The 12,679-nt window shown below is 65.4% G+C and carries 8 protein-coding genes; 3 read left to right on the forward strand and 5 right to left on the reverse strand.

The window, feature by feature from the left end:
* Positions 1 to 16: 16 nt before the first annotated feature.
* From glgC to ASG07_RS00900, 4 genes are all read right to left on the reverse strand, one after another.
* A complete protein-coding gene (gene glgC, locus ASG07_RS00885) occupies positions 17 to 1,285 on the reverse strand; it encodes a glucose-1-phosphate adenylyltransferase (RefSeq protein WP_082474405.1) in 1,269 nt (422 codons plus the stop codon).
* Between the two features lie 81 nt (positions 1,286 to 1,366).
* Positions 1,367 to 3,532, reverse strand: coding sequence for a 1,4-alpha-glucan branching protein GlgB (gene glgB / locus ASG07_RS00890; RefSeq protein ID WP_055840901.1), 2,166 nt, complete (start codon positions 3,530 to 3,532; stop codon positions 1,367 to 1,369).
* Positions 3,529 to 5,961 (reverse strand): glycogen/starch/alpha-glucan phosphorylase, encoded by a 2,433-nt coding sequence (locus ASG07_RS00895; RefSeq protein WP_236694471.1) that lies wholly within the window; start codon positions 5,959 to 5,961, stop codon positions 3,529 to 3,531. Before ASG07_RS00895 ends, glgB begins: the two co-directional genes overlap by 4 nt.
* Positions 5,962 to 6,078: 117 nt before the next feature.
* Positions 6,079 to 7,404 carry an Nramp family divalent metal transporter gene (locus ASG07_RS00900; protein WP_055842733.1) on the reverse strand — a complete coding sequence of 442 codons (1,326 nt, stop codon included), beginning with the start codon at positions 7,402 to 7,404 and terminating at the stop codon, positions 6,079 to 6,081.
* Between the two features lie 79 nt (positions 7,405 to 7,483).
* Here ASG07_RS00900 and ASG07_RS00905 point away from each other — a divergent pair, with 79 nt between their 5' ends.
* A complete protein-coding gene (locus ASG07_RS00905) occupies positions 7,484 to 7,903 on the forward strand; it encodes a DUF2147 domain-containing protein (protein WP_055840904.1) in 420 nt (139 codons plus the stop codon).
* A 127-nt stretch (positions 7,904 to 8,030) separates the two neighbouring features.
* On the forward strand, positions 8,031 to 9,212 hold the full coding sequence (locus ASG07_RS00910; protein ID WP_055840907.1) for an NF038122 family metalloprotease: 1,182 nt from the start codon (positions 8,031 to 8,033) through the stop codon (positions 9,210 to 9,212).
* 240 nt (positions 9,213 to 9,452) lie between these two features.
* Here ASG07_RS00910 and typA read toward each other — a convergent pair whose 3' ends face one another.
* The gene (gene typA, locus ASG07_RS00915) at positions 9,453 to 11,297 is read right to left on the reverse strand and encodes a translational GTPase TypA (RefSeq protein ID WP_055840910.1); all 1,845 of its coding nucleotides are present in this window, start codon (positions 11,295 to 11,297) and stop codon (positions 9,453 to 9,455) included.
* Positions 11,298 to 11,467: 170 nt separating this feature from the next.
* Here typA and ASG07_RS00920 point away from each other — a divergent pair, with 170 nt between their 5' ends.
* Positions 11,468 to 12,676, forward strand: a complete 1,209-nt coding sequence (locus ASG07_RS00920) for a toxic anion resistance protein (RefSeq protein WP_055840913.1) — start codon at positions 11,468 to 11,470, stop codon at positions 12,674 to 12,676.
* Positions 12,677 to 12,679 lie beyond the last annotated feature (3 nt).

Below are 12,679 nucleotides of genomic sequence, written 5' to 3' on the forward strand. Positions count from 1 at the left end.
AGATCCTTCGACATCCTCACAATCCCAGCCGGTCGATCATCGGCTGCGTAATCAGGCACACGCCTCGATCCGTCCGCCGGAACCGCGACGCGTCCAGTACCGGATCGTCGCCGACCACCAGACTGTTGGGGATCTGAACGCCCGCATCGATCACCACTCTCCGCAACCGCGCGCCGCGGCCGATATGGCAGTTCGGCAGCACCACCGCCTCGTCCAGCATGGAGAAGCTGTGCGCGCGCGTGCCGGTCGACAGCAGCGACCGGTTGATCGATGCGCCCGACACGATGCAGTTGCCCGCCACCAGACTGGCGACCGCCGACCCGCGTCGGCCGTCGATGTCGTGGACGAATTTGGCGGGGGGCGTGATCTCCGAATAGGTCCAGAGCGGCCAGCTATTCTCGTACAGGTCGAGCTCGGGCACGACATCGGTCAGGTCGATGCTCGCCTCCCAATACGCATCGATCGTCCCGACATCGCGCCAATAGGCCTGCGGCTCCCCGTCGGACCGCACGCATGATGCGCTGAAACGGTGTGCCTGCGCGTGGCCGTGCCTGACCAGATAGGGGATGATGTCCTTGCCGAAATCGCGGTCCGATCCTTCGGTCGCGGCGTCTCGGCGCAGTTCCTCGATCAGGAATTTGGTCGCGAAGACATAGATGCCGAGCGACGCTAGCGCGATCTCCGGATTGCCGGGGATCGCCGGCGGATCGGCGGGCTTCTCGACGAAATCGACGATCCGGTCGTTCTCGTCGACGTGCATCACGCCGAAGCCGACCGCCTCCATCCGTGGCACTTCCATGCAGGCGACGGTCACGTCTGCACCGCTGTCGCAGTGCTGCTGGAGCATGATCTCGTAATCCATCTTGTAGATGTGGTCGCCAGCCAGGATGACCATGAATTCGGGACCATAGCTTTCGATGATGTCGATGTTCTGGAACACCGCGTCGGCCGTACCCTCATACCATTGCGTCTCCGAGACGCGCTGCGATGCGGGCAGGATGTCGAAACTTTCGTTGCGTTCCGGGCGCAGGAAGTTCCAGCCGCGTTGCAGGTGCCGGATCAGGCTGTGCGCCTTGTACTGCGTCGCGACGCCGATGCGCCGGATGCCGGAATTGAGCGCATTCGACAGGGCGAAGTCGATGATCCGCGCCTTGCCGCCGAAATACACGGCCGGCTTGGCACGCGTGTCGGTCATCTCGAACAGGCGGCTGCCACGTCCGCCGGCCAGTACATACGCCATGGCGTCACGGGCCAGCGGCTGTCCCCGGCGGTGGTGGTGATCCATCCTCATCCCTCCTGTTAAGCCGCCACTGTTCCACCCGTTTCGGGGCGTTGTCGAGGGGGGAAGAAGCTGTTCTGCCCGCCTTTACCCCTCATACTCCAGCATGATCGTGGCGAGCGGCGGCAGCGTCACCCACGCGACCCCGTCCTTCGCTTCGACCCCGCCCATATTGCCGAGGCCCGACCCCCAATAGTCATGGGCATCGGAGTTCAGCACCTCGCTCCACCGCCCGTCGTGCGGCAGGGGAAGGCGATAGGGTGCCCGCGCGACCGGCGTCATGTTGGTAACGACCGCGACGGGTTTCTCGCCCGGTGCCTTGCGGAGCCACGCGAAGACGGAGTTGACACTATCGTCCGCCACCAGCCACTCGAACCCCTCCGGCTCGCAGTCGCGGGCGTGGAGTGCGGGCTTCGCGGCATAGAGGTGGTTCAGGTCACGGACCAGCTTGCGGACGCCGTCATGCGCGTGGCTGGAGCGCAGATGCCAGTCGAGGCCGCGTTCCTCCGACCATTCGGCGCGCTGGGCGAACTCCTGCCCCATGAACAGCAGCTTCTTGCCCGGATAGCCCCACATGAACGCGTAGTAGAGGCGCAGATTGGCGAATTGCTGCCAGTCGTCACCCGGCATCTTCGCCAGCAGCGATCCCTTGCCATGAACGACCTCGTCATGGCTGAGCGGCAGGACGAAGTTCTCGGAAAAGCTGTAGACCAGCCCGAACGTGATCTCGCCGTGGTGGTGTCGCCGATGCACCGGCTCTCGCGCCATGTAATGGAGCGTGTCGTGCATCCACCCCATGTTCCACTTGAACCCGAAGCCTAGCCCGCCATCGCGCTCACCCGGCGGTGGCGCGGGCTGGGACACGCCGGGCCACGACGTTGATTCCTCGGCGACGGTGAAGATGCCGGGATGCTCGCGATAGACGGCCCGGTTCATCGAACGGAGGAACTCCACCGCCTCCCAATTCTCGCGGCCACCTTCTTCGTTGGGAATCCACTCGCCCGCCTGACGGCTGTAATCGCGGTACAGCATCGACGCGACCGCATCGACGCGCAGTCCGTCGAGGTGGTAGCGTTCGGCCCAGAACAGCGCGTTGTTGACGAGGTAGGACGACACTTCACGCCGCCCGAAATTGTAGATCGCGGTGTTCCAGTCGGGGTGATAGCCGAGCCGCGGGTCCTCATGCTCGTACAGTGCGGTGCCGTCGAACCGCGACAGGCCGTGCACGTCGGTCGGGAAATGCGCCGGCACCCAGTCGAGCAGCACGCCGACCCCCGCCTGATGCGCCCCGTCAACGAAGCGCGCAAAGCCCTCGTGATCCCCGAACCGGGCGGACGGGGCATAAAGGCCGGTGGTCTGATATCCCCATGACGGATCATAGGGATGCTCGGTGATCGGCAGGAATTCGATATGGGTGAAGCCCATGTCGACCACATAGGGGATCAATCGGTCGGCCAGCGCGTCCCAGGTCAGATACCAGCCGTTCGCGTCCTTCTCCCACGATCCGGCATGAACCTCGTAGATCGAGATCGGCTGGCGGCGGGGGTCGACCGCGGCCCAATGCTGGCGGTGGCCGTCGTCCTGCCACGCGTGCGTGAACGCGCCGGTGGTGACCGACGCCGTCTTCGGGCGGAGTTCGGCGGCGAAGGCGAACGGATCCGCCTTTTGCGGCACCATCTCACCATGCGGGCCGATGATCTCGAACTTGTAGCCTTGGCCGGCTGACAGATCGGGCAGGAATATCTCCCAAACCCCGACGTCGACGCGGCGGCGCATGACGTGGCGGCGTCCGTCCCAGCCATTGAAGTCGCCGACCACCGATACGCGCCGCGCATTCGGGGCCCAGACGGCGAAGTGCATGCCGGTCGCGCCCTGATGCTCGATCAGGTGCGCGCCCATCTTGTCCCACAGGCGGTGGTGCGTGCCTTCGCCCATCAGATAATCGTCGGTCGGGCCAAGAACGGGGCCGTAGCTGTACGGATCGCCGACCCACCACTCTGCGCCATACCCTTGCGCCTTGTAGCGGAGCGGCTGCGGATCGCCCGCGACCGGCCCCTCGAACATATCGTCGCCGACCGGCGTCAGATCGCCGAGGCTTTCACCGGCAAGATCGAACGCCTCCGCCGTCTCCGCTCCGGGAATCCAGGCCCGCGCAAAGCTTCCCCCGGGGCCGGGGAAGACACCGAGGAGGGAGAAAGGGTCGTCGTGACGCCCTTCCAGCAGGGCGGCGATAGCGTCACTCGATGGTTTCACAGGACTCCCCAGATGTCCTTCGCGTATTCGCGGATGGTGCGATCCGACGAGAACCATCCGACGCGCGCGACGTTCCTTATCGCGGCGGCGTTCCATCCCTCCCGGTCCTGCCAGCGCGTATCGACCTGACGCTGGGCGGCGGCATAGGCATCGAAATCGGCGGCGAGCATGAACCAGTCGCCGTCATAAAGGCCGCCGATCAGCCCCCTGTACCGGTCGGGATCGTCGGGGGAGAAGACGCCTGACGCGATCCCGGACAGCGCCTGCGACAGTTCCGGCGACGCCTCGATGGCGGCACGCGGATTGTAACCGCGGGCGCGCTGGTCGGCGACCTCGTCCGCGGTCAGGCCGAAGATGACGATGTTGTCGTCGCCCACCCGATCGCGGATCTCGACGTTCGCACCGTCCAAGGTGCCGATCGTCAGCGCCCCGTTCAAAGCGAACTTCATGTTGCCGGTGCCCGACGCTTCCATGCCCGCGGTGCTGATCTGCTCCGACAGGTCGGCGGCGGGGATAATCTTCTCCGCCAGCGACACGTTGTAATTGGGCACGAACGCGACCTTCAATAGCCCGCCGATCGCCGGGTCGGCGTTGATCCGGCGGGCCACGTCGTTGGCCAGTTTGATGATGAGCTTGGCATTGTGATAGCTCGACGCCGCCTTGCCGCCGAACAGCTTCACGCGCGGCACCCAGTCGCGTTCGGGATGGCTGCGGATCTGGTCGTAGAGCGCGACCGTCTCGACGATGTTGAGCAACTGGCGCTTGTATTCGTGAATACGCTTGATCTGGACGTCGTACATCGCGTCGGGATCGATGCGGATGCCCATCAGCTCCTTCAGGTGCTGCGCCAGCGCGACCTTGTTGGCGCGCTTCACGCTCGCGAACTTGCTGCGGAAATCGGCATCGTCGGCGAACGGGTCGAGCGCCGACAGCTTCTCGGCGTCATCGAGGAAATCGTCCCCGATCGCTTCCCGGATCAGCGCGGTCAGTCCGGGGTTCGCCTGTTGCAGCCAGCGGCGCGGGGTGATGCCGTTGGTCTTGTTGTTGATCCGCTCCGGATACAGCGCGTGGAGGTCGGCGAAGACCGTCTTCTTCATCAGGTCGGTGTGCAGCGCCGCGACGCCGTTGATGCTGTGCGATCCCGCGAACGCCAGATTGGCCATCCGCACGCGCCGCTCGCCGCCCTCGGCAATCAGGCTGATCGCCGCGATCGCGCGATCGTCGGCACCCTTCGCCTTCGCCTCGCGCAGCAGCTTGGCGTTGATGGCGTAGACCAATTGCATGTGCCGGGGCAGCAACCGCTCGAACAGCGGCAGGGGCCAGCTTTCCAGCGCCTCGGGCAGCAGGGTGTGGTTGGTGTAGCCGAACGTCGCACGGGTGATGTCCCACGCCTCGTCGAAGCCCAGATCGTGGAAATCGACCAGCAACCGCATCAGCTCCGCCACCGCCACCGCAGGGTGCGTGTCGTTGAGCTGGATCGCCGCCTTGTCGGGCAGCGTGCGAATATCGCCGGTATACTGGATGTGACGGCGGACGATGTCCTGGATCGACGCGGAGGAGAAGAAATACTCCTGCCGCAGCCGCAGTTCCTGCCCGGCGGCGGTGGAGTCGTTCGGGTAGAGCACGCGCGTCAGCGTCTCGGCGCGGGTCTGTCCGGCCAGCGCACCCTCGAAATCGCCCGCGTTGAACTGGTCGAGCTTGATCGGGTCGAACGCGCGCGCGGTCCACAGGCGCAGCGTGTTGACCCGCTTCCCGCGCCAGCCGACCATCGGCGTGTCGACGGCGGTCGCCTCGACGCCCTCGCCCGCCTTCCAGTGGACATGGCCGGTCTCGGTGCCGACGACTTCACCGCCGAAGCCGATGAAATACGCGCTCTCGCGGCGCTCGAACTCCCACGGGTTGCCATGTTGCAGCCAGTTCTCGGGCAATTCGACCTGAAAACCGTCGTCGATCCGCTGCCGGAACATGCCGTTCACGTACCGGATGCCATAGCCATAGGCGGGCAGGTCGAGGCTCGCGAGGCTTTCCATGAAGCATGCCGCCAGCCGGCCGAGCCCGCCGTTGCCCAGCGCCGCGTCCGGCTCGATCTCCTCGATCATCGCCAGATCGACGCCGAGCGACGACAGTGCGCCGGCGATGTCGTGCGTCTGGTTCAGGTTCGACAGTGCGTCGCGCAGCAGCCGCCCGATCAGGAATTCTAGGCTGAGATAATAGACGCGCTTGGCCCCCTTGGCATGGGCTTCGCGCGTGGATTCCATCCACTTCTCGATGATGTCGTTGCGAACGGTGAAGATCGTCGCCGCCAGCCAGTCGTGCGGCCGTGCCGCCTTCTCGTCCTTGCCGATGCGGTGGACGAGGGTGTCGAGGATCTGCGCTGCGAGCGGCGTCAGCGTCGGCTTGTCGGCGGCAGGGGACAGCAGAGTGGCCAAGAGATGCTCCGGGATGATTGATCCGGATCAGCGATAGCGTGCGCGCCTTAAGGAAGTCACGCGATCATACGTATGTGGCTTGTTCGATCCTCCCCGCGCCGGGAAGGAGCTTGTGGATTAAACCATCCCGTACAGCAACGTACCGTTCAATCCGATGATGATCGCGGTAATCACCCATGCCAGCCCGCGCAGCCATGCCGGGCTGACCAGATCGCCCATCACCGCGCGCCGGCCGGTGAACATCACCAGCGGCACGACCGCGAACGGCAGTTGCAGGCTCAGGATCACCTGGCTCAGCACCAGCAACTGCGTCGCGCCCGAATCGCCGCTTGCGCCCACCACCAGCACCGCCGGCACGATCGCCAGCGCCCGCGTCACCAGCCGGCGCGCCCAAGTCGGCAGGCGCAGATGCAGGAACCCCTCCATCACGATCTGCCCCGCCAGCGTGCCGGTGACGGTGGAGTTCTGACCCGACGCCAGCAGCGCTACGGCGAACACGATGCTCGCCGCGCCGACACCCAGCGACGGCGCGAGCAGGCGATACGCCTCGTCGATCTCCGCCACGTCCGTCCGTCCCGCGGTGTGGAAGGTCGCCGCGGCGAGGATCAGGATGGCGGCATTGATGAAGAAAGCGAGGCCGAGCGCGACGGTCCCGTCGATCGTCGCCATCTTCGCGGCTTCGCGCTTGTCCGCCGGTTCTGTGCCGAACGCGCGGGTCTGCACGATCGAGGAGTGCAGGTAGAGGTTATGTGGCATCACCGTCGCGCCAAGGATGCCGATCGCGATATACAGCATCGCCGGATTGGTCAGGATCTCCGGCGTCGGCACGAAGCCCCGCATGACCGCCTGCGGATCGGGCCGCGCGAGGAAAAGTTCGTATACGAAGCAACCGGCGATGATGCACAGCAGCGCGATGACGAACGCCTCCAGCCGGCGGAACCCGAAGCGTTGCAGCGCGAGGATCAGGAACACGTCGACCGCCGTGATGAGCACGCCCCATGTCAAAGGCAGGCCGAACAGCAGTTTCAGCGCGATCGCGGTGCCCAGCACCTCCGCCAGATCGCAGGCGATGATCGCGATTTCGCACAATACCCACAACGCGATGCTGACCGGCTTCGAATAATTCGCGCGGCATGCCTGCGCCAGGTCCATGCCCGACGCCACGCCAAGCCGCGCGGACAGGGCCTGCAGCACGATCGCCATCAGATTGGACAACAGGATGACGCTGAGCAGCGTATAGCCGAACGCCGATCCGCCGGCGATGTCGGTCGCCCAGTTGCCGGGGTCCATATAGCCGACCGCGACCAGATAGCCGGGGCCGGCGAAGGCCAGGAAACGGCGGAATGCGCCCGCGCCGGCGGGCAGCGCGACGCTGCGATGGCTTTCCGCCAGCGATCGGAAATCGCCGCGGGGCAGGGTGTCGGTGGCGGAAGGTGGCGGCATCGCGGTCACAGGTGGCGCAGGTCGGGCGCGGCGGCAAGCGACTTGCATTAGGCCGGCGGGCAGGACAACGATTGCAGCGATGCAAAAGACCCTGATCCTGCTGGCGTCCGCCGCCGCTGCCACCGCCACGCCCATCCTTGCCACGACGCCGATCGCAGGTCGCTGGATCACCGAGGAAAAGACGGCGATCGTCACCATCGGCCCGTGCGGCGCGGCGATCTGCGGACGCCTGACGACGCTGCTGAAACAGCCGCCGTCGGGACCGCCGGTCGACTCCAACAACCCCGATCCGAAGCTGCGGCAGCGCCCGCTGGAGGGACTGGTGATCCTGTCCGGCTTCACCGAGAAGGGCGACGACTGGCGCGGCAAGATTTATGATCCCAGATCGGGAAAGACGTACAAATCGATCCTGAAGCGGGACGCGAACGGAACGCTGAAGGTGCAGGGCTGCATCGCGTTCTTCTGTCGGACGCAACGCTGGTCGCTTGTAACCCGTTGATCTTGGCCGGAACGGCCCATTAATAATTGATGAACGCGCCTTGACCGTTAACGACGAATGGTCATGATGACCCCCGGCTGATCCGACCAGAGTCGGGCGAAGTCAAAGCTATCTCGGGGAGATCACCATGAAGAATGCGTTGAAGCGTGCGAGCGCTGTCATGCTGGCGGCGACCAGCCTTGCCGCCGCCGCGCCGGCGTCCGCCGTGACCATCAACCTGATCGATGTCGGCGGCGTCGCCGGTTCGCCCGCCGCACGCGGCTTCGCCGCTGCCGCCGCTTATTGGGAGAGCGTGTTCACCAACGATGCGGTGCTGAACTTCGAAGTGGGCTTCTCCCCGCTCGGGCCGAACGTGCTGGGCGGCACGCGCAGCACCCTGCTGACCGACGTTGCGATCTCCAGCTATTACGGGGCCCTGCGCGCCGGTGCGTCGAGCGCTCTGGACCGGGCGGCCGTCGGCGGCCTCGCGCCGCTGACCGGCGGCAGCGTCAACGTCACGGTGCCGCAATATCTCAACCCGACCAACCGCACCGGCATCGCCGACAACGGCACGCGCATCGCCCCGCTCGGGCAGGAGATCAGCAGCGAGATCGCGATCTCGACCGCCAACGTGAAGGCGCTCTACGACGACAACGCCGCGTACGAGGCGGATTACGGGGCCGGCGTGATCGACGGCAACATCCAGTTTTCCAGCACCTTCAACTTCGATTTCGACCCGACCGACGGCATCACCGCCGGCTCCTACGACTTCATCGGCGTCGCGATCCACGAACTCGGCCATGCGCTGGGCTTCCTCAGCGGTGCCGACGATTTCGACTATTCGACCGGTTTCGCGGGTCAGGTCGACAATGTCTGGTGGGGCTATGCGGGCGACATGTTCCGCTATTCGGCGGAAGGCCAGCTCGACTGGACGTTCGGCACCGATTCCTATTTCTCGCTCGATGGCGGCAAGACGGCGTTCATGAACGGCTTCTTCTCGACCGGGGAGAACAACGGCGACGGCTGGCAGGCTTCGCACTGGAAGGCGCCGGGCGGCTGCACCGACCTGCTCGGGATCATGAACCCGTATATCTGCAGCGGTCTGGTCGACAAGGTCGACGCGCTCGATCTCGCCTTCTTCGACGCGATCGGGTGGAACGTGAACGTCGATGTGCTGGCCAATTCCGGCTATGCGTTCACCACCGGTCAGGCGTTCGGGCTGGTTCCGGAGCCGGCGACGTGGGCGATGATGATCGGCGGTATGAGTCTGGTCGGCGGTGCGATGCGCCGCCGCCGCACCTCCGTCCGTTTCGCGACGACGACGGCCTGAGCGAGCGAAGCCCGGCGGTTCCGACGGACCGCCGGGTTGATCGAACAAAAAAGGGAGCCGGACATCGCGTCCGGCTCCCTTTTTTGTCGCTCGATGAAAGGGCGGTTCATCGCGGTGATCCGCCTGAACCATCGGTCAGTGCTCCGCACGGCCCCGGCGCGAAATGCCGTATCGAAACCCCAACCCCTGGCCTGACTTTCCCGCGATCCCGCTCCCGTCCGGGCAGCGGGATCGTACCGGTCAGGCGACCAACTTCGCGCGGCTGGCCTTCTTGCGCTCGTTGGCGTCGAGGTGGCGCTTGCGCAGCCGGATCGACTTCGGCGTCACCTCGACCATCTCGTCGTCGTCGATATAGGCGATCGCCTGCTCCAGCGTCGCGCGCTTGGGCGGAGTCAGGCGGACCTGATCGTCCTTGCCGCCCGAGGCGCGGAAGTTGGTCAGCGCCTTGGTCTTCATCGGGTTGACCTCGAGGTCGTCCGGCTTGGCGTTCTCGCCGACGATCATGCCCTCGTACAGCGCCTCGCCATGCCCGACGAACAGGATGCCGCGCTCCTCCAGCGGTCCCAGCGCGTAGGAATTGGCCTCACCGGCACCGTTGGAGATCAGGACTCCGTTCTTGCGGCCCTCGATCTGGCCCTTGTGCGGGCCGTACTTCTCGAACAGCCGGTTCATGATGCCGGTGCCGCGCGTGTCCGACAGGAACTCGCCGTGATAGCCGATCATGCCGCGCGACGGCGCGGAGAAGGTGATGCGCGTCTTGCCGCCGGTCGACGGGCGCATGTCGGTCAGCTCCGCCTTGCGCAGGTTCATCTTCTCGACGACCGTGCCCGAATATTCGTCGTCCACGTCGATGATGACGGTCTCGTACGGCTCGGTCTTCTTGCCGTTCTCGTCCTCGCCGAACAGCACGCGCGGGCGGCTGATGCCCAGTTCGAAGCCCTCGCGGCGCATCGTTTCGATCAGCACGCCCAGCTGAAGCTCGCCGCGGCCCGCCACTTCGTAGCTGTCGCGGTCGGCGGCCTCGGTCACCTTCACGGCGACGTTCGACTCGGCTTCGCGGAACAGGCGGTCGCGGATCATCCGCGACGTCACCTTGGTGCCCTCGCGACCCGCCATCGGCGAATCGTTCACCGCGAAACGCATCGACAGTGTCGGCGGATCGATCGGCTGTGCGTGCAGCGGCTCGGTGACGGTCACGTCGGCAATCGTGTTGGCGACGGTCGCGATCGACAGGCCGGCCAGCGAGATGATGTCGCCCGCCTTCGCCTCGTCCACCGGCACGCGCTCCAGCCCGCGGAACGACATGATCTTCGACGCGCGGCCGGTCTCGACGATGTTGCCGTCGTTATCCAGCGCGTGGATCGCCTGGTTGGTCTTCACCGTGCCGGAATTGACCCGGCCGGTCAGCACGCGGCCGAGGAAGTTGTCGCGGTCGAGCAGCGTGACGAGGAAGGTGAAGGGAACGTCCTCGACCTCGACCTCGGGGGCGGGGACGTGGCTGACGATCGTCTCGAACATCGGGATCAGCGTGCCTTCGCGCGCGTCCATGTCGGTCGAGGCGTAGCCGTTGCGGCCCGACGCATAGAGCACGGGGAAGTCGAGCTGTTCGTCATTGGCGTCGAGCGAGACGAACAGGTCGAACACCTCGTCCAGCACTTCCTGGATGCGTGCGTCGGGACGGTCGACCTTATTGACGACGACGATCGGCTTCAGGCCGAGCGCCAGCGCCTTGCCGGTCACGAACTTGGTCTGCGGCATCGCGCCCTCGGACGAGTCGACCAGCAGGACGACGCCGTCGACCATGCTGAGGATGCGCTCCACCTCACCGCCGAAGTCGGCGTGGCCGGGCGTGTCGACGATGTTGATGCGGATGCTCTCGCTGGCGCCCGGCGGCGTCCAGTCGACCGAGGTGGGCTTGGCGAGAATGGTGATCCCGCGCTCCTTCTCGAGGTCGTTGGAGTCCATCGCGCGCTCCTCGACGCGCTGATTGTCGCGGAAGGTACCCGACTGGCGGAAGAGCTGGTCGACGAGCGTGGTCTTGCCGTGGTCGACGTGCGCGATGATCGCCACGTTGCGGAGGCTCATGGGGAATCCTGGATGTCTGGAGCGAAGTTGCGCGCCCCATAGCCGAAATGGTGCGCCGCGGGAAGGGCGGGCATTGCAGGGCGGGTCGGCCGTGCGTATTATTCGCCTAATACGCTTGCGCGGCAGCACCGGCCCGGCCACATTGCCGCTCCTATCCGAGGACAAGACGCATGGCGACGACGACCGAGACGATCACCGCTGAAAAAGAGCTGGTGCTGACGCCGCCCGATCCGGTGCCGACGGTCGCGCCGGCCAGGGCGGCGGGGCTGGTGCCGGTGGACGACACCAAGAAGTCGGAGCTGGAGACTAGGGTCGACAGCTTCGTGACCGATCTGGTCGCGCAGGACGTCAACAGCCCCGAATTCGGCAAGCGCGTCGATGCCATCACCGCGATGGGCGCGAAGGAGATTCGCGAGGCGGCGGGCCAGTCCAACCGCTTCCTCGACCGCCCGGTCCGCGCGATGGATCAGGAGACGGGTGTCGGCAAGGATCTGGCCGAGCTTCGCCGCGTCGTCGAGGACCTCGATCCCGGCAAGAAGGGCAATTTGACCGCGCCGCAGAAGCTGTTCGGGATCATTCCGTTCGGCAGCAAGATGCGCAATTACTTCGATGGCTACAAATCGTCGCAGACGCATATCAGCTCGATCCTGAAGAGCCTCGCCAGCGGCAAGGACGAGCTGCTGATGGACAACGCCGCGATCGATACGGAGCGCGCCAATCTGTGGAACGCGATGGGTCGGCTGGAGCAGATGATCCACCTGTCGCAGGCGATGGACGCCAGGCTGGAGGACAAGGCCAACGAGCTGGATCACACCGATCCCGCCAAGGCAAAGGCGATCCGCGAGACGGCGTTGTTCTATACGCGGCAGCGCACGCAGGACCTGCTGACGCAGATGGCGGTGACGGTGCAGGGCTATCTCGCGCTGGATCTGGTCAAGAAGAACAACGTCGAACTGGTGAAGGGCGTCGACCGCGCCAGCACCACGACGGTCGCGGCGTTGCGCACGGCGGTGACGGTGGCGCAGGCACTGACCAACCAGAAGCTGGTGCTGGAACAGATCACGCAGTTGAACACGACGACGGCGAACATCATCGATTCGACCGGCAAGTTGCTCAAGAGCCAGACCGCGCAGATTCACGAACAGGCCGCCGCCTCGACGATCCCGCTGGAGACGCTGCAACGCGCGTTCCAGAACATCTACGACACGATGGATGCGATCGACACGTTCAAGCTGAAGGCGCTCGATTCGATGAAGACGACCGTCACTACGCTGGGCAACGAGGTTGAGAAGTCGCGCGGCTACATCGCCCGCGCCGAAGGTGCGAGCCAGGGGGCGATTGCCGCCCCGACCAACCAGTACCGGCTGGAGAGCCTGTAACCG

Origin of the sequence: Sphingomonas sp. Leaf343, from assembly GCF_001423765.1 — a bacterium.
Lineage (GTDB): Bacteria > Pseudomonadota > Alphaproteobacteria > Sphingomonadales > Sphingomonadaceae > Sphingomonas.

Bases quoted from the DNA above. Each gene is read 5' to 3' on its own strand.
- glgC (WP_082474405.1), bottom strand. From the start codon at position 1,285: ATGGATCACCACCACCGCCGGGGACAGCCGCTGGCCCGTGACGCCATG.
- ASG07_RS00900 (WP_055842733.1), bottom strand. From the start codon at position 7,404: ATGCCGCCACCTTCCGCCACCGACACCCTGCCCCGCGGCGATTTCCGA.
- ASG07_RS00905 (WP_055840904.1), top strand. From the start codon at position 7,484: ATGCAAAAGACCCTGATCCTGCTGGCGTCCGCCGCCGCTGCCACCGCC.
- ASG07_RS00910 (WP_055840907.1), top strand. From the start codon at position 8,031: ATGAAGAATGCGTTGAAGCGTGCGAGCGCTGTCATGCTGGCGGCGACC.
- typA (WP_055840910.1), bottom strand. From the start codon at position 11,297: ATGAGCCTCCGCAACGTGGCGATCATCGCGCACGTCGACCACGGCAAG.
- ASG07_RS00920 (WP_055840913.1), top strand. From the start codon at position 11,468: ATGGCGACGACGACCGAGACGATCACCGCTGAAAAAGAGCTGGTGCTG.